This is a genomic window from Streptomyces sp. NPDC058796, from assembly GCF_042745235.1.
Lineage (GTDB): Bacteria > Actinomycetota > Actinomycetes > Streptomycetales > Streptomycetaceae > Streptomyces.
Map to the genome: position 1 here is coordinate 179,786 of NZ_JBHYOP010000002.1, position 15,954 is coordinate 195,739.

Below are 15,954 nucleotides of genomic sequence, written 5' to 3' on the forward strand. Positions count from 1 at the left end.
GCGTCCTCGTTCGGAAGCGGTCCGGAAGCGGTCGCGGGTGAGTCGGGCACGTGCCGCGTCCGTATTCTCTGATCATGGACCGCACCGCATATTCACTCGTCGCCACCGACCTCGACGGCACGCTGCTCCGCGGCGACGACACCGTCTCCGACCGGTCGCTGGCCGCGCTGGCCCGGGTGGCCGGCGCCGGTGCGCGGCACCTGGTGGTGACGGGGCGGCCGGCGCCCCGGGTGCGCACCCTCCTGGACCGCCTCGGCTGCACGGGACTCGCGGTGTGCGGACAGGGCGCGCAGGTGTACGACGCGGGCGCGCACCGGATGCTCTGGTCGGTCACCCTGGACCGGGAACTGGCCGAAACAGCGCTCGGCAAGATCGAGGCGGAGGTCGGGCAGGTGTACGCCGCGGCCGATCAGGACGGCGTCGACGGCCTCACCCTCATCGAGCCCGGGTACCTGATGCCCCACCCGACGCTGCCCGCGGTGCGCGTCGACCGGCGCGACGAACTGTGGGCCACGCCGATCAGCAAGGTGCTGCTGCGCCACCCCGACCTGTCCGACGACGAGTTGGCGGCGACGGCGCGCGCGGTGGTCGGCTCCCTCGCCACGGTCACCATGTCGGGGCCGGGGACGGTGGAGCTCCAGCCGTGCGGCATCACCAAGGCGACCGGCCTCGCGCTGGCCGCCGAGCGCCTGGGGGTGAGCCGGCGGCGGACGATCGCCTTCGGGGACATGCCCAACGACATCCCCATGTTCCACTGGGCGGCCCACGGCGTCGCCATGGCCGGCGCCCACCCCGAACTCAAGGCGGTCGCCGACGAGGTCACCACGACGAACGAGGACGACGGCGTGGCCGTCGTCCTCGAACGGATCTTCAGTACCTCTTGACGAGGCTCGGCAAGCGCCCCGGTACGGCTCAGTACGCGCCGAAGACGTTGTCGATCGAGCCGTAGCGGTCGGCCGCGTAGTTGCAGGCGGCGGTGATGTTGGCGACCGGGTCGTACGGGTCCCAGGAGGTGCCCTCGACGTGGTACGCCTGGAAGGTCGGGTCGATCACCTGGAGCAGGCCCTTGGACGGGGTGCCGTTGACGGCGTTGATGTCCCAGTTGTTGATGGCGAGCGGGTTGCCGGACGACTCCCGCATGATGTTGCGGTGGATGCCCTCGTACGAGCCGGGGATGCCGTGCTGGGCCATGATGTCCAGCGATTCCCGGATCCAGCCGTCGAGGGTGTTCGAGTACGTCGTCGTGGCGGTGGCGGCGGCCGGCGCCGCGGCCGGGGTGGCCGCGGAGGCGCTGGTGGCACCGATGAGCGGCAGGGCGAGCACCGCGGCGCCGGTGCCGGCCACGGCGAGCTTCCGGGCGAGGCGGCTGGTGCGGGCGTGACGGTTCTGACCGTTGGCAGACATGCTGAGTCCCTCTCCTTACGCCTGCGAGGTGAGCTGTCGGGTTCGGGCGGGGAGGTGCCCGGCCGGGCCCTGACGGGCACGGCTTCACCCCGAGCCGTTCCGGTGGTGACCGGCACGGCGACTTACCTGGGTCCCCCGCTCCTGCCGGCGAGTGTGTTGGCGGATGACTGTGCGTCCGGGCGGTGGCAGGATTCGGCGTCCGCCCGACAGGCCGGGAACGTATGCGAGAGCACATGTCCGGAACAAGTGCAGGAATCACCCAACGCGCCTGTTGACCTTGGTCTGGGGCATTTGGGGTGCTTGATCCTTTGCGGCCGCCAAGCCTCAACTCGCTTGCGGGGCAAAGGGAGGGCGCAGTCGGCTGCCGGGTTGCCTGCGGGTGGCGTGAAGTGAGCCAACTCACCGGCCTCAACAAGAGCGGCAAATCGGGCATTCGACTCAAGTGCGAGTCAATCGTCCGCAGGTTGGGAGGGCTTCGGGTTGGACGGGCGGCCGGTCCGGGGCGCCGTCGGATGGGCTCCGTGTTCGGCCTCCGTGCTCTCCGGTGTTCGCGAGCGCGTCGTGCGGGCATGCGTTCGTGTCGGAGGGGGGCGAGTGGGTGACGTACTCGGAGTGCGGGCCGTTGGGAGGGGTGATGTGATCTTCGGTGGCGGCTTTCGGCCTCGAGGATGTCGATCGATATCTGCTCATATCGCCTGATCAAAAACATACCGCGCATGATCTGATACCGACCGGCCTGTAACGGTGGGCGCTAGCGGTGATCGAAACGTGACCGGATACGCTGACTTGAGTGGTGGCAGCGACCTATCGACAAACCAGGTAATCGCCAGTAGACACCAGCAGACAGGAGACCCCTCGTGACCGTCGTCGGGCCGTTCGGGCTGAGCGTGCGGGACCAGGCTCTGGAAGCCGATGTCCAGGCCGGATTGGTCGCGGTCGAGGAAGGGTTGCTTGAGGCAACCAAAAGCGAGGTGCCCTTCATCACGGAGGCCGCCCAGCACCTGGTGCGGGCCGGCGGCAAACGGTTCCGGCCACTGCTGGTGATGCTCTCGGCCCAGTTCGGCGACCCCTACGCCCCCGGCATCGTGCCCTCGGCCGTCGTCGTCGAGCTGACCCACCTCGCCACCCTGTACCACGACGACGTGATGGACGAGGCCGCCGTGCGGCGCGGGGTGCCCAGCGCGAACACCCGCTGGGGGAACTCGGTGGCCGTCCTCACCGGCGACTTCCTCTTCGCCCGCGCCTCCCAGATCCTCGCCGACCTCGGTCCCGAGGCGGTCCGCGTGCAGGCCCTGGCGTTCGAGCGGCTGGTCACCGGCCAGATCCTCGAGACGGCCGGGCCGCAGGACGGGCGTGACCCGGTCGACCACTACCTGGACGTGCTGGGCGGCAAGACGGGGTCGCTGGTGGCCGTCTCCTGCCGGTTCGGCGCGATGATGTCCGGTGCCGACGAGACGGTCGTCGACGTGCTCACCCAGTACGGCGAGCGGCTCGGCGTCGCCTTCCAGCTCGCGGACGACGTCCTGGACATCGCCTCCGACTCCCACGAGTCCGGCAAGACGCCCGGCACCGACCTGCGCGAGGGCATCCCGACCCTGCCGGTGCTGCGGCTGCGCGAGCGCGCGGAGCGGCTGGGGCTGGCCGAGGACATCGCGCTGTCCGAGCTGCTCGACTCCGACCTGAGTGACGACGCCCGGCACGCCGAGGCGCTGCGCCTGCTGCGCGCCCACCCCGCGCTGGAACAGGCGCGCAAGGACACCGTCCGGTACGCCAGGGAAGCCCGGGCGGCACTGGCCCCGCTGCGGGAGTGCGAGGCGAAGTCCGCGCTGGTGGAGCTGTGCGACGCCGTGGTGCACCGGGCCGGCTGACCGTACGGCCGGTGTCCTGCCCCACGTCGTGGGCGCACCCCGTCCCCTACTGGCTGGGGGAGCTGCCACCCGTCCGTGTCATCCCGCAGGAGTACGCGGAGTTGAGCCCGCGGTCTGACGCTTCTCCCCGGCGGTTTTGGTCAGATGGACACCACGGAAAACACCAATCCTCACCGATTCGGGTGAGAATGGCGGCTCACGGGTGAGACGACGAGTGCGAGGTCGCGATACAGCCGCCGCCGACGACGGAGGTAGGGCACAGATGGCACCGATCGATTCCGACGACAACAGGACCGCCGGGGAGGGCGAGGGCTCGCGCGCCGGACGGCGCAAGGCCGCGCGCTACGTCGTCCCGGTCGCGGTGATGGGGGTGGCGGCCGCGACGATCGGGCTCGTCCCCGCGATCGCCGACTCCGGGGACCCGGACCTCCCGAAGATCACGGCGGAACAGCTCATAGAGAAGATCGCCAAGTCGGACGTCGAGCAGCTGTCCGGCACGGTGAAGATCACCACGGATCTGGGCCTGCCGAATCTCGGTGGCCTGGAAAGTGGTTTGATGTCTGGTATGTCCGGCACGCCGGGTGCGGCCGGTGAGGAAGGCGGCTCCGCCGCCGACCCGTCGGCCAAGCTCACCGAGCTGGTGTCCGGCACCCACACGCTGCGGGTCGCGGCGGACGGCCCCGACCGGCAGAAGATCTCCCTGCTGGAGAACGCCGCCGAGTACAGCCTGATCCACGACGGCAAGGACGTCTGGGGCTACGACAGCGCGTCCAACGAGGTCTACCACTCGACCACGTCCGAGACGGCCGGGCAGCCGGAGAAGCAGGCGACGCCGGAGAAGGACCTGCCTGCCACGCCGAAGGACTTCGCCGACCAGGCGCTCAAGGCGGTCGACGACACCACCTCCGTCACCGTCGACGGCACCGCGCAGGTGGCCGGCCGGGACGCGTACCGACTGGTGATCAAGCCCAAGCAGGAGGGCTCCACGGTCGGCGCCGTCAGCATCGCGGTGGACGCGAAGACCGGCATGCCGCTGAAGTTCACGCTCACCCCGGCGAGCGGCGGCGCCGCTGTCGTGGACGCCGGCTTCACCCGGGTCAGCTTCGCGAAGCCGGACGCGTCGACCTTCGACTTCACCCCGCCCAAGGGCGCGAAGGTCACCGAGGGCGACGAGATGGCCGGGGCGCCGGAGCACGGGCGCGAGGCGTCCGGCGCCGACGTGGCCGGCGAGCTGGACGGCCTGGAGGTCATCGGCGAGGGCTGGAACTCCATCGCCACCTTCGACACCGGCGGCCAGGGCCTGCCCACGGCCTCCGCCGGCGGCGACCTCGGCGGCTTCCTCGGCTCCTTCGGCGACCAGGTCAAGGGCGACTTCGGCTCCGGCACGGTCTTCAAGACCCGCTTGGTCAACGCCCTGATCACGGACGACGGCAAGGTCTACGCCGGCGCCGTCACCAAGGAGGCGCTGGTGAAGGCGGCCGACGCGGCGCGGTAGCCACCGGCCCGGAGCAGGAACGACGAGGAGAGGGAGCCGATGGCCGAACCGTCCGCCACGGAGCCGGAGCACCCGGAGCACCCGGAGCGCGGGAGCGGGGACGACGCCGTCATCGCCACCCGCGCCCTCACCAAGCGCTACCGCGGCGGACAGCTCGCCGTGGACGGTCTCGACCTGACCGTCCCGGCGGGCAGCGTCTTCGGCTTCCTCGGCCCCAACGGCTCCGGCAAGACCACCACCATCCGCATGCTGATGGGCCTGATCGAGCCCACCTCGGGCACCGCCGCCGTACTGGGGAGACCCGTGCCGCGCGACGCCCGCGCCGTACTGCCCCAGGTCGGCGCCCTCATCGAGGGCCCGGCCCTGTACGGCTTCCTCTCCGGTCGCGACAACCTGCTGCGCTACGACTCCGCCGACCCGACCGCCGACCCCCGCACCCGGCGTGAACGCGTCGCCGCCGCGCTGGACCGGGTGGGCCTCGCGGCGGCCGCCGGCAAGAAGGCGAAGGCGTACTCGCTCGGCATGAAGCAGCGCCTCGGACTCGCCGCGGCGCTGCTCCAGCCGCGCCGCCTGCTCGTCCTGGACGAGCCCACCAACGGACTCGACCCCCAGGGCATGCGCGAGATCCGCACACTGGTGCGCGAACTCGCCTCCGACGGCACCACGGTCTTCCTCTCCTCCCACCTGCTGGACGAGATCGAGCAGGTCTGCACCCACGCCGCCGTGATGGCGCGGGGACGGCTGATCACCCAGGGCCCGGTCGCCGACCTGTCGGCCGGGGCCCGCGGCCGGCTGGTGGTGACCACGCCGGACGCGGGGGAGGCGGCCCGGGTGCTGAAGGAGCAGGGGGCCGGTGACGTGGTCGTCGCCGAGGACCGGGTGACGGCGGAACCACCCGACCGCGACCTCGCCGACCTGAACGCCGCCCTGGTCACGGCCGGCGTCCGGGTCCGCGGCTTCAGCGTGGAACGGGCGTCGCTGGAGGACGCGTTCGTGGCGCTGACCGGGGAGGGCTTCGATGTCGCAAGCTGAGACGCGGCGGCGGCCGGTGCGCACCCCGAACCCGCTGTGGACCTTCGGACTGCTCCGCAGCGAGCTGTCGGTCACCTTCCGGCGCTGGCGCACCCTCGCCCTGCTGGGCGTGCTGGCCGCCGTGCCGGTACTGGTGGGCATCGCCGTGAAGATCGAGACGAGCGACGGCTCGTCCTTCGGAGGCGGGGGCCAAGGCGGAGGCGGCGGGGGCCCCGCCTTCATCTCGCAGATCAGCAACAACGGACTGTTCCTGGTCTTCACCGCGCTCGCCGCGACCCTCCCGTTCTTCCTGCCGATGGCCGTGGGCGTCGTCGCGGGCGACGCGATCGCCGGCGAGTCGAGCGCGGGCACCCTCCGCTATCTCCTGGTCGCCCCCGCGGGCCGCACCCGCCTGCTGCTCACCAAGTACGCCACGGTGATCGCCTTCTGCCTCGCCGCGACCCTGGTGGTCGCCGTCTCGGCACTCGCGGTCGGGGCACTGCTGTTCCCGGTCGGGGATCTGATCACCATCTCCGGCACCCGGATCACGTACGCCGAAGGTCTGGGACGGGCCCTGCTGATCGCCCTGGTCGTCGCCGCCTCACTCGTCGGCGTCGCGGCCCTCGGCCTGTTCGTCTCGACCCTGACCGGCAGCGGTATCGCGGCGATGGCGACCACGGTCGGGCTGGTGATCACCGTCCAGATCCTCGACCAGATCCCGCAGCTCGACGCGCTCCAGCCGTACTTCTTCTCGCACTACTGGCTCTCCTTCGCCGACCTGATGCGCGAACCGGTCTACTGGGACGACCTGACCAGGAACCTCGGCCTCCAGGCCCTGTACGCGGCGGTCTTCGGCTCGGCGGCCTGGGCACGGTTCACGACGAAGGACATCACGGCCTGAGACGTGACGGCGGGGCACGGCCGCGTGACGCGGTCGTCGGGCTCGGCTGTGCCCGACGGCCCGCTCGCACCTGGAACGAGCCTGTGACACCCCGGTGACGCGAGAACCTGGAGCGAGCGGCGAGACTCGACGGTAGGTGTACGACAGGCATGACAGGCTCTGGACGGTACGGGCACCAAGCCGCCGACGGAAGCCGCCGATGAGTGGGGGAACGATGTCTCGACTCGGCCGCGACAGGCAACGGGAACACGAGGACGCCGAGCGTTCGCCCGGCCCTGCGCCGACGCCGATCGACGTCCGTGTGCCGGCGGTCACGTCGGCCGCTTCCGGCGGGCGCAGCGCCTCGGTCGACGGCTCGCCTGTCGTCGCCGCCCCCGGCGAGGAGATCCAGAACGCCGTCCTGAACCGCCTTCACCGCCTCGCCGTCGCCGCCGGCCGCCCCGTCCTCGCCACGATCCACGACGAGCGCATCGGGTGCTCCGTCCCGCTCCGGGTCGATCCGGACGGCTCCAGCCACCTCGCCGGGGAACCGGCGCCGACGACTCCCGAGCAAGGTGCCGTACGGCAGGACTCGCCCACGCACGTCCTGCGCTCGGCCGCACCGGTACGGGACAGCGCCCCGACGTTCCGCCTGTCACCGGTGCCCGAGCCGCAGCCGGCGGTCGGTGCGGAGAGGGCCGCGGCGCCCGGGACGGTGGCGCCGCCGACGGGAGCGTTCGGGCCGCCGCCCCGGATGGACGGTGGCTCGGCGAACGGTGGTCTCAAGGGCGAGTACGAGCGCGAGGGGGCGCGAGCGGCCGCCGGGGCGGTGGCCGGGGCGGTCACCGCGGCTGAGGCGCCGACCGGGTCCGGGGCGGCAGGCGGGCCCTTCCTCGTCGTTCCCGACGCGGATCCTGGCCCCAAGCCCACTCCCACCCCCGCCCGCGGCTTCGACGCCGTCGCCGAGGCGGTGCTCGGCGACGGGCCGCTCACCGCTCCCGGTGACGCCACCGCCCCCGCGCTCCTCGCGGAGCCGACGGCGCGTATCAACGAGGCCGTCAAGGAAGGACGTACGGAGGAAGCGGCGCGGCTCGCGGAGCAGGCCGTGGCGGACGCCTCCGGGACGCTGGGACCGGAGCACGCCGAGGTGCTCCGGCTCCGCGAACTCACCGCCTACATCGCCTACTTGTCCGGCGACCCCGACCGCGCCTTCCGTCTCTCCCTGGACCTCGCCCGGATACACCGCCGCGCGGGTGACGCGGAGGCCGCCTACGGCAACGTCCAGAGCGCGGCCACCGCCTGGCGCGCCGTGCGCGACCCGGCAAGCGGGCTGGAGCTCGGCCACGACCTGGTGGGCCTGTGGGGCGAACTGGCCGCCGAGGACGGTCCGGCCGCCGAGGACGCCGAGGAGCTGGAGTCGGCCCGCACCCGCATGGGCCGCCTCACCGAACGCGCCGCCCGCGCCCAGGCGGGCTGAGACCGGCCCGCGACCGGCCCCCGCCCGCGAGGTGGTTCTACTGGGACAGCTCCCACACCGCGTACGCGATGGCGTCGCTGTTGCGGTCGAGGGCCGTGTCGTCGATGTTGGCCGTCGTGTCGCAGGACGAGTGGTAGCAGCGGTCGAACGGCTGGCCCGCGGTGCCGCCCCACTTGGCCGCCTGTGCGGACGTCTTCCGGTAGTCGGCGCCGCTGAAGAGGCCGCCGACGGGCACCCCCGCGTTCTTGAAGGGCGCGTGGTCGGAGCGGCCGTCCCCCTGGGTCTCGATCTCCGTGGCGATACCGAGGCCGGCGAAGTAGTCCTTGAAGGTCTTCTCGATCGTGGGGTCGTCGTCGTAGACGAAGTAGCCGGGGTTCGGCGAGCCGATCATGTCGAAGTTGAGGTAGCCGCTGATCTTCGCGCGGCCCGCGGAACCGAGGCTGTTGACGTAGTACCGGGAGCCGACCAGTCCCAGCTCCTCGGCGCCCCACCAGGCGAAACGCAGGTGCTTGGCGGGCTGGTGGCCGGATCGGGCCACGGCGAGCGCGGTCTCGAGGACGGCCGCCGATCCGGAGCCGTTGTCGTTGATGCCGGGACCGTAGGAGACGCTGTCCAGATGTGACCCGGCCATGACAACCTGATTGGCGTCGCCACCGGGCCAGTCGGCTATCAGGTTGTACCCGGTGCGGCCGGATGCGGTGAACCGCTGGACGGTGGTGGTGAACCCGGCCGCGTCCAGCTTGGCCTTCACATAGGTGAGCGACGCCTGGTAGCCGGGGCGGCCGTGGGCGCGGTTGCCGCCGTTCGCCGTGGCGATCGACTGGAGCTGCGCCAGGTGTGCCTTGACGTTGGCCATCGGTATGTCGGGCGCGGCGGCCGCCGCGGGGGCGGGAACGGCGGCGGGCGCCGCACCGGCCACCGACCCGCCGGCCGTCAGTGTGGCCACGGCGACGGCACCGGCCGTCAGCGCACGTCCGGAAAGGGGGAGCTTCATGTGGGGGGCTCCGAATTCCTGGGGAGTCCTTGGGGGCGGACTCCGCTGTGAATGGGGTGCCTGGATGGTGGGGCTGGGACTGACCGCGCGTCAAGACCGTTAACCGGCCATGCTGTTGCGCATATCGGATAGCCGGCCGGTGCGCGCGCCGCGCGGTCGTCCCGTCCCCGTTCCGCCCCCTGCCCCTGGGGCTCGCGGAATTCGTCAGTGCACGCAGAATTCGTTCCCCTCGGGGTCCGCCATCACCACCCACTCCCCGCCCGGCTCCTTCACGTGCCGCAGCACGCTCGCCCCCAGCGCCTCCAGCCGGGTCACCTCCTCCTCGCGCCGCCCGTCGGTCGCGTGCACGTCGAGGTGGACGCGGTTCTTCCCGGTCTTGGCCTCCGGGACCCGCTGGAACAGCAGGCGCCGTCCCAGTCCGGCGCCGCTCTCCTCCTGGTACGGGTCGTCGGGGTGCCGTACGGCGGCCAGGTCCCGCCAGGCGCGGCGGCCGTGGGACTCGGTGGTCAGCTCGGGCGGCACGGCCCCGAAACCCAGCAGCTTCTCGATGAGCGCGCTGTTGTCCTCCACCTCGTAGTGCAGGGCGGCGGCCCAGAAGTCCGCCTGCGCGTGCGGCGCGGCGGCGTCGATGACGATCTTGAAATGCAAGGGGGCGGAACCCGGGGTCGAAGTCATGTAACCAGTTATAGTGGTTACATGAGTGAGCGGGCAATGGAATCGCCGGATCCGGCTCCCGGGCTGACGCTGCTGTCGCACGAGGGCAAGCCGTACCGTTTCGACCCGGGCGCGCTGTGCCTGGAGTTGCTGACGACGGGCGGGCCGGGCGCCTACGCGCGCTGGGAGGTGCTGCACCGCCCCGAGGACCTGGTGGCCTGGGCCGACCGCAGCCGGCTGCCGGGCGGGCTCGACCTGGTGGTGGAGCAGGCCGATGTGCGGCGGGCCCGGACACTGCGTGACGCCCTCTTCCTGCTCACCGCGGACCGTGCCCACGGACGTCCGCCGCGGCCCGAGCACCTGGACGCGGTCAACGCCGCGGCCGCCGAGCCGCCGCTCACCGCCCGCATCGAGGCGGACGGCACCCGCGGCTGGGCCCCCGGGGCCACGGGGGTGCGTCTGCTGTCGACGGTCGCGCGCGACGCGGTCGAGCTGTTCACGGGCCCTTGTGCCGACCGCATCCGCGAGTGCGGCGCACCCGACTGCAAGCTGCTCTTCGTCGACACCTCACGACCGGGCCGGCGTCGCTGGTGCGCGATGGAGCACTGCGGAAATCGCGAGAAGGCCAGGGCCCACCGTGCCCGGCGTGCACCGGAGACGCGCTGAAGGAGGCAGGGGTGTGAGGGAGGGTGCTACGGCTTTCCCGCCGGGGCGTCGGCCTGTTCGTCGCCGGCCGGGCCCTGGGCCGGGACGCCGGAGGCCACGATGCCCTTCTCCCGGCCGGTGCCGTCCTTGGCCGGCGGTACGCCGCCGTCCGCCCGGTGCAGCTGGGCCCGGAGGGCGCGGGCGTTGCGGTGGGCCGTGCGCAGGGCGTCCCAGGTCAGCAGGGAGAGCGCCAGCCAGACCAGCGCGAAGCCGGCCCAGCGCTCGGGCGGCATGGCCTCACCGAAGTAGAGGACGCCGAGCAGGAACTGGAAGACCGGGGCCAGGTACTGCAGCAGCCCCAGCGTGGACAGCGGCACCCGGATCGCCGCCGCGCCGAAGCAGACCAGGGGGACGGCGGTCACCAGGCCGGTGGCGGCCAGCAGCGCCGAGTGACCGAAGCCCTCGGTGGTGAAGGTCGACTCGCCCTGCGCGCCCAGCCACAGCACGTAGCCGAGCGCCGGCAGGAACTGGATCGCCGTCTCGGCGGCCAGCGACTCGACGCCGCCGAGGTTGACCTTCTTCTTCACCAGGCCGTACGTGGCGAAGGAGAAGGCGAGGCAGAGGGAGATCCACGGCGGCCGGCCGTAGCCGACGGTGAGGACGAGTACGGCGGCGAAGCCGGTCCCGACCGCCGCCCACTGCGCGGGCCGCAGTCGTTCCTTGAGCAGCAGCACGCCCATCGCGATGGTGACCAGCGGGTTGATGAAGTACCCGAGCGAGGCCTCGACCACATGGCCGCTGTTCACGGCCCAGATGTAGACGCCCCAGTTCACGGTGATGACCGCGGCGGCCACGGTGACCAGGCCGAGCCTGCGCGGCTGCCGAAGCAGCTCCCCCGCCCAGGCCCAGCGCCGTACGACGACCAGGGCGACGGCGACGAAGGCGAGGGACCACACCATCCGGTGGGCGAGGATCTCCCCGGCCCCCGCGGGCTTGAGCAGCGGCCAGAACAACGGGACCAGGCCCCACATCCCGTACGCCGCGAAGCCGTTCAGCAGGCCTATTCGCTGCTCGCTCCTGGACGACCCGGCCACGGCCACCTCCTTCTCGCACTCGGCATGCGGGGACGGATGCATGCCAGGACGAAGGTAGCGCCGCACCCCGCCTCCTGTCATGCCCGTATCGGCATACGGTCATGACAGGAGGGCGGGGTGGGTGCCCGGGCCGGGTGCGGGCAGGGCGGCCCGCGCTGTTCAGCTCGAGAGCGCCGCGGTGACGGCCTCGGCGAGTGGCGTGGTCGGGCGGCCGGTCAGCCGCGACAGGTCACCGGTGGCGACGACCAGTTCGCCCTTCTCGATCGCCGCGTCCACGCCCGCGAAGACGTCGGCCAGCGGGGCGGGCACCCCGGCGCCGGTGAGGATGCCGGTGTAGGCCGCCGTGGAGACGGGGGTGTAGACGATTTCCTTGCCGGTCTGCCGGCTCAGCTCGGCGGCGTACTCGGCGAAGCTCCACGCCTCGTCGCCGCCCAGCTCGTACGCCTTGTTCTCGTGTCCCTCGCCGGTCAGTACGGCGACGGCGGCGGCCGCGTAGTCGGCGCGGGAGGCGGAGGAGACGCGTCCCTCGCCCGCCGCCTGGACGACGGCGCCGTGCTCCAGGACGGGGGCCAGCTGCTCGGTGTAGTTCTCGTGGTACCAGCCGTTGCGCAGCAGCACGTACGGCACGCCCGAACCCACCAGCACCTCCTCGGTGGCGCGGTGGTCGTCGGCGAGCGCGGCCGTGAGGCTGCTCGGGGCGCTGGTGTAGGCGAGCAGGGCCACGCCGGCCTTCTTCGCCGCGTCGATCACGACGGTGTGCTGCTGGACCCGGCCCTTGTCGAACTCGTTCCCGCTGATCAGCAGTACCCGGTCGCCGGGTGCGAACAGGTCGTCGAAGGTCTGGGGGTCGTTGTAGTCGGCGACCGCTAGCCGTATGCCGCGGGCGAGGTCGGCGGCCTTGTCGCGGTCGCGGACGACCGCGGTGACCTGGTCGGCCGGCACCTTCTCCAGCAGCTGCCGCACGACGTGGCGGCCGAGGTTTCCGGTGGCTCCGGTGACGACGATGCTCATGGGTTCAGCGCTCCTTGTGGGGGTCGTACGACTAACCCTAAGGCGTGCGCTAACTATGAGAAAGTGCCCACTTTGAAGTAAGTTACTTACACCGAGGTTAGTTTCCCGGGTTCCACCGTGGCGGCATGTGAAGAGGCCCGGGCGCTCTGCCCGGGCCTCTTCACATGCCGCGTACGTCGTGCGAGTCCGCCGGACTCAGCCGACGACGGTCCAGGTGTCCCCGCCGGCGAACAGGGCGGCGAGGTCGCCCTTGCCGTTCTGCTCGACGGCGGTGTCGAGCTGGTCGGACATGAGGGTGTCGTAGACGGGCCGCTCGACCGAGCGCAGGACTCCGATGGGGGTGTGGTGGAGGGTGTCGGGGTCGGCGAGCCGGGAGAGGGCGAAGGCGGTGGTGGGGGAGGCGGCGTGGGCGTCGTGGACCAGGACGTCGGCCTCGTTGTCCGCGGTGACCGTGACGATCTCCAGGTCGCCGGTGGCCGGGTCCCGGACGACGCCCTTCGCGTTGTCGGCGCCGAAGCGGATGGGCTGCCCGTGCTCGAGGCGGATGACCGCCTCCTCGGCCTGCTGTTTGTCCTTGAGGGCGTCGAAGGCGCCGTCGTTGAAGATGTTGCAGTTCTGGTAGATCTCGATCAGGGCGGTGCCGGGGTGGTCGGCGGCCTGGCGCAGGACCTCGGTGAGGTGCTTGCGGTCCGAGTCGACGGTCCGGGCCACGAACGAAGCCTCCGCCCCCAGGGCGAGGGAGACCGGGTTGAAGGGGGCGTCCAGCGACCCCATCGGCGTCGACTTGGTGATCTTGCCGACCTCGGAGGTGGGGGAGTACTGCCCCTTCGTCAGGCCGTAGATCCGGTTGTTGAACAGGAGGATCTTGAGGTTGACGTTGCGGCGCAGGGCGTGGATGAGGTGGTTGCCGCCGATGGAGAGCGCGTCGCCGTCGCCGGTGACGACCCAGACGGACAGGTCACGGCGGGAGGCGGCGAGCCCGGTGGCGATGGCGGGGGCGCGGCCGTGGATGGAGTGCATCCCGTAGGTGTTCATGTAGTACGGGAAGCGGGAGGAGCAGCCGATGCCGGAGACGAAGACGATGTTCTCCTTCGCCAGGCCGAGCTGCGGCATGAAGCCCTGCACGGCGGCGAGGATGGCGTAGTCACCGCAGCCGGGGCACCAGCGCACTTCCTGATCGGACTTGAAGTCCTTCATGGACTGCTTGCCCTCGGCCCGTGGGACGAGCTGGAGCAGTGCGTTGGCGTCAGCCATCGATGGCCTCCTTCAGGACGGTGGCGAGCTGTTCCGCCTTGAACGGCATGCCGTTGACCTGGTTGTACGACTCCACGTCGACCAGGTACTTCGCCCGGACCAGGGTGGCGAGCTGCCCGAGGTTCATCTCGGGGACCACCACCTTGTCGTACTTCTTGAGCACGTCGCCGAGGTTGCGCGGGAAGGGGTTGAGGTGGCGCAGGTGGGCCTGGGCGATCGCCTCCCCGGCACCGCGGAGGCGACGGACGGCCGCCGTGATCGGCCCGTAGGTGGATCCCCAGCCCAGCACCAGGGTGCGAGCCCGGTCGGGGTCGTCGGGCTCGATGTCCGGGACCTGGACGCCGTCGATCTTGGCCTGACGGGTGCGGACCATGAAGTCGTGGTTGGCCGGGTCGTAGGAGATGTTCCCGGTGCCGTCCTGCTTCTCGATCCCCCCGATCCGGTGCTCGAGACCCGGGGTGCCCGGCACGGCCCAGGGGCGGGCGAGGGTGTGCGGGTCCCGCTTGTACGGCCAGAACACCTCGGAGCCGTCGTCCAGGGTGTGGTTGGGGCCCTGCGCGAACTGCACCGTCAGGTCCGGCAGTTCGCCGGTCTCCGGGATGCGCCACGGCTCGCTGCCGTTGGCCAGGTAGCCGTCCGAGAGCAGGAACACCGGCGTGCGGTAGGTCAGCGCGATCCGTGCCGCCTCCAGAGCGGCGTCGAAGCAGTCGGCCGGGGTGCGGGGGGCCACCACGGGGACCGGCGCTTCGCCGTTGCGCCCGTACATCGCCTGCAACAGGTCCGCCTGCTCGGTCTTGGTCGGCAGGCCCGTCGACGGCCCGCCCCGCTGGATGTCCACGACCAGCAGCGGCAGCTCCAGGGAGACGGCGAGCCCGATCGTCTCGCTCTTGAGCGCCACGCCCGGACCGCTCGTCGTCGTCACCGCCAGCGAGCCGCCGAACGCCGCGCCGAGGGCGGCACCGATCCCGGCGATCTCGTCCTCCGCCTGGAAGGTGCGCACTCCGAAGTTCTTGTGCCGGCTCAGCTCGTGCAGGATGTCCGAGGCCGGGGTGATCGGGTAGGAGCCGAGGAACAGCGGCAGGTCGGCCTGGCGGGAGGCGGCGATCAGGCCGTAGGCCAGGGCCAGGTTCCCGGAGATGTTGCGGTAGGTGCCGGGCGGGAACGCCTTCGCCGCCGGGGCCACCTCGTAGGAGACCGCGAAGTCCTCCGTGGTCTCACCGAAGTTCCAGCCCGCCCGGTACGCGGCGATGTTCGCGGCGGCGATGTCCGGCTTCTTCGCGAACTTCGTCTTCAGGAACTTCTCCGTGCCCTCCGTGGGCCGGTGGTACATCCAGCTCAGCAGCCCGAGCGCGAACATGTTCTTGCTCCGCTCGGCCTCCTTGCGGGAGAGGTCGAACTCCTTGAGCGCCTCGACCGTCAGCGTCGTCAGCGGCACCGGGTGCAGGTGGTAGCCGTCGAGCGAACCGTCCTCCAGGGGAGAGACGTCGTAGCCGACCTTCTGCATCGCCCGCTTGGTGAACTCGTCGGTGTTGACAATGATCTCCGCGCCGCGCGGCATGTCGCCGATGTTCGCCTTCAGCGCCGCCGGATTCATCGCCACCAGTACGTTCGGGGCGTCGCCGGGGGTGAGGATGTCGTGGTCGGCGAAGTGCAACTGGAACGACGAGACACCCGGCAGGGTGCCGGCGGGCGCCCGGATCTCGGCCGGGAAGTTCGGCAGCGTCGACAGGTCGTTGCCGAACGACGCGGTCTCCGAGGTGAAACGGTCGCCGGTGAGTTGCATCCCGTCGCCCGAGTCCCCCGCGAACCGGATGATCACCCGGTTCAGCCGGCGGACGTCCTTCGCCCCGGCCGGTTTGCGCTGCTCTCCTACGACGGTTCCGTCGGCCTGCTCCGCTGGGCTGCTGACCTGGCTGGTCACTGACTGGACCTCCCTCGAGGCGGCTGTCCGGGGAGTGGTCTTCCTCCGACCATCCCAGGATCAACACTACGTCCGCAGGGGTTGGCTTCCGGTGGACATTCGCATGATGGACACGACACCGAGATGGTCGACCGTCCTGCAGCCCCACGGTTTCCGCGCCCCCCCGGCGCCTGTGAAGACGCGTCCGGCCCGTGCTCCGGTTTCTCATTCGTTCGGATGAGCGGCCGGTGAACGGCTGGGCCGTCC

14 protein-coding genes and 1 riboswitch are annotated in these 15,954 nt (G+C 71.3%); of the genes, 7 read left to right on the forward strand and 7 right to left on the reverse strand.

Annotated features, from left to right (window positions below; genetic code table 11):
• Window positions 1-74 precede the first annotated feature (74 nt).
• Window positions 75-884, forward strand: coding sequence for an HAD family hydrolase (locus tag ACFW47_RS06035; RefSeq protein WP_386304977.1), 810 nt, complete (start codon window positions 75-77; stop codon window positions 882-884).
• 28 nt (window positions 885-912) lie between these two features.
• On the opposite strand, the gene ACFW47_RS06040 is transcribed toward ACFW47_RS06035, so the two are convergent.
• Entirely contained in the window at window positions 913-1,404 is a 492-nt protein-coding gene (locus ACFW47_RS06040; RefSeq protein ID WP_386304978.1) for a transglycosylase SLT domain-containing protein, read from the reverse strand.
• A gap of 4 nt (window positions 1,405-1,408) precedes the next feature.
• Window positions 1,409-1,576, reverse strand: a riboswitch (cyclic di-AMP (ydaO/yuaA leader).
• A 685-nt stretch (window positions 1,577-2,261) separates the two neighbouring features.
• Here ACFW47_RS06040 and ACFW47_RS06045 point away from each other — a divergent pair.
• From ACFW47_RS06045 to ACFW47_RS06065, 5 genes are all read left to right on the forward strand, one after another.
• Complete coding sequence (locus tag ACFW47_RS06045) at window positions 2,262-3,272, forward strand: polyprenyl synthetase family protein (protein ID WP_382717405.1); 1,011 nt, start codon at window positions 2,262-2,264, stop codon at window positions 3,270-3,272.
• Window positions 3,273-3,534: 262 nt separating this feature from the next.
• A complete protein-coding gene (locus ACFW47_RS06050) occupies window positions 3,535-4,767 on the forward strand; it encodes an outer membrane lipoprotein carrier protein LolA (RefSeq protein WP_386281700.1) in 1,233 nt (410 codons plus the stop codon).
• A gap of 39 nt (window positions 4,768-4,806) precedes the next feature.
• On the forward strand, window positions 4,807-5,799 hold the full coding sequence (locus tag ACFW47_RS06055; protein WP_386304980.1) for an ATP-binding cassette domain-containing protein: 993 nt from the start codon (window positions 4,807-4,809) through the stop codon (window positions 5,797-5,799).
• Window positions 5,786-6,679 carry an ABC transporter permease gene (locus ACFW47_RS06060; protein WP_386281696.1) on the forward strand — a complete coding sequence of 298 codons (894 nt, stop codon included), beginning with the start codon at window positions 5,786-5,788 and terminating at the stop codon, window positions 6,677-6,679. Before ACFW47_RS06055 ends, ACFW47_RS06060 begins: the two co-directional genes overlap by 14 nt.
• 214 nt (window positions 6,680-6,893) lie before the next feature.
• The gene (locus ACFW47_RS06065; RefSeq protein WP_386304981.1) at window positions 6,894-8,135 is read left to right on the forward strand and encodes a tetratricopeptide repeat protein; all 1,242 of its coding nucleotides are present in this window, start codon (window positions 6,894-6,896) and stop codon (window positions 8,133-8,135) included.
• A gap of 37 nt (window positions 8,136-8,172) precedes the next feature.
• On the opposite strand, the gene ACFW47_RS06070 is transcribed toward ACFW47_RS06065, so the two are convergent.
• Window positions 8,173-9,129 carry a M28 family metallopeptidase gene (locus ACFW47_RS06070; protein ID WP_386281692.1) on the reverse strand — a complete coding sequence of 319 codons (957 nt, stop codon included), beginning with the start codon at window positions 9,127-9,129 and terminating at the stop codon, window positions 8,173-8,175.
• A gap of 204 nt (window positions 9,130-9,333) precedes the next feature.
• Window positions 9,334-9,804, reverse strand: coding sequence for a VOC family protein (locus ACFW47_RS06075; protein WP_386304982.1), 471 nt, complete (start codon window positions 9,802-9,804; stop codon window positions 9,334-9,336).
• A 21-nt stretch (window positions 9,805-9,825) separates the two neighbouring features.
• Here ACFW47_RS06075 and ACFW47_RS06080 point away from each other — a divergent pair, with 21 nt between their 5' ends.
• The gene (locus tag ACFW47_RS06080) at window positions 9,826-10,449 is read left to right on the forward strand and encodes a CGNR zinc finger domain-containing protein (RefSeq protein WP_386304984.1); all 624 of its coding nucleotides are present in this window, start codon (window positions 9,826-9,828) and stop codon (window positions 10,447-10,449) included.
• A 26-nt stretch (window positions 10,450-10,475) separates the two neighbouring features.
• Here ACFW47_RS06080 and rarD read toward each other — a convergent pair whose 3' ends face one another.
• The 4 genes from rarD to ACFW47_RS06100 form a co-directional block, all read right to left on the reverse strand.
• Window positions 10,476-11,522, reverse strand: a complete 1,047-nt coding sequence (gene rarD, locus ACFW47_RS06085) for an EamA family transporter RarD (RefSeq protein WP_386305230.1) — start codon at window positions 11,520-11,522, stop codon at window positions 10,476-10,478.
• 159 nt (window positions 11,523-11,681) lie between these two features.
• Window positions 11,682-12,533, reverse strand: a complete 852-nt coding sequence (locus ACFW47_RS06090) for an SDR family oxidoreductase (RefSeq protein ID WP_386281686.1) — start codon at window positions 12,531-12,533, stop codon at window positions 11,682-11,684.
• Between the two features lie 195 nt (window positions 12,534-12,728).
• The gene (locus ACFW47_RS06095) at window positions 12,729-13,787 is read right to left on the reverse strand and encodes a 2-oxoacid:ferredoxin oxidoreductase subunit beta (protein WP_386281684.1); all 1,059 of its coding nucleotides are present in this window, start codon (window positions 13,785-13,787) and stop codon (window positions 12,729-12,731) included.
• Window positions 13,780-15,708: a 2-oxoacid:acceptor oxidoreductase subunit alpha gene (locus tag ACFW47_RS06100; RefSeq protein ID WP_386304985.1), complete on the reverse strand. Its 1,929-nt coding sequence runs from the start codon at window positions 15,706-15,708 to the stop codon at window positions 13,780-13,782. The genes ACFW47_RS06095 and ACFW47_RS06100 overlap by 8 nt, the downstream gene beginning before the upstream one ends.
• Window positions 15,709-15,954: the final 246 nt, after the last annotated feature.

Excerpts from the sequence above, each read along its gene's own strand:
- ACFW47_RS06035 (WP_386304977.1), top strand. The coding sequence starts at position 75 with ATGGACCGCACCGCATATTCACTCGTCGCCACCGACCTCGACGGCACG.
- ACFW47_RS06040 (WP_386304978.1), bottom strand. The coding sequence starts at position 1,404 with ATGTCTGCCAACGGTCAGAACCGTCACGCCCGCACCAGCCGCCTCGCC.
- ACFW47_RS06050 (WP_386281700.1), top strand. The coding sequence starts at position 3,535 with ATGGCACCGATCGATTCCGACGACAACAGGACCGCCGGGGAGGGCGAG.
- ACFW47_RS06055 (WP_386304980.1), top strand. The coding sequence starts at position 4,807 with ATGGCCGAACCGTCCGCCACGGAGCCGGAGCACCCGGAGCACCCGGAG.
- ACFW47_RS06060 (WP_386281696.1), top strand. The coding sequence starts at position 5,786 with ATGTCGCAAGCTGAGACGCGGCGGCGGCCGGTGCGCACCCCGAACCCG.
- ACFW47_RS06065 (WP_386304981.1), top strand. The coding sequence starts at position 6,894 with ATGTCTCGACTCGGCCGCGACAGGCAACGGGAACACGAGGACGCCGAG.
- ACFW47_RS06070 (WP_386281692.1), bottom strand. The coding sequence starts at position 9,129 with ATGAAGCTCCCCCTTTCCGGACGTGCGCTGACGGCCGGTGCCGTCGCC.
- ACFW47_RS06075 (WP_386304982.1), bottom strand. The coding sequence starts at position 9,804 with ATGACTTCGACCCCGGGTTCCGCCCCCTTGCATTTCAAGATCGTCATC.
- ACFW47_RS06080 (WP_386304984.1), top strand. The coding sequence starts at position 9,826 with ATGAGTGAGCGGGCAATGGAATCGCCGGATCCGGCTCCCGGGCTGACG.
- ACFW47_RS06090 (WP_386281686.1), bottom strand. The coding sequence starts at position 12,533 with ATGAGCATCGTCGTCACCGGAGCCACCGGAAACCTCGGCCGCCACGTC.
- ACFW47_RS06095 (WP_386281684.1), bottom strand. The coding sequence starts at position 13,787 with ATGGCTGACGCCAACGCACTGCTCCAGCTCGTCCCACGGGCCGAGGGC.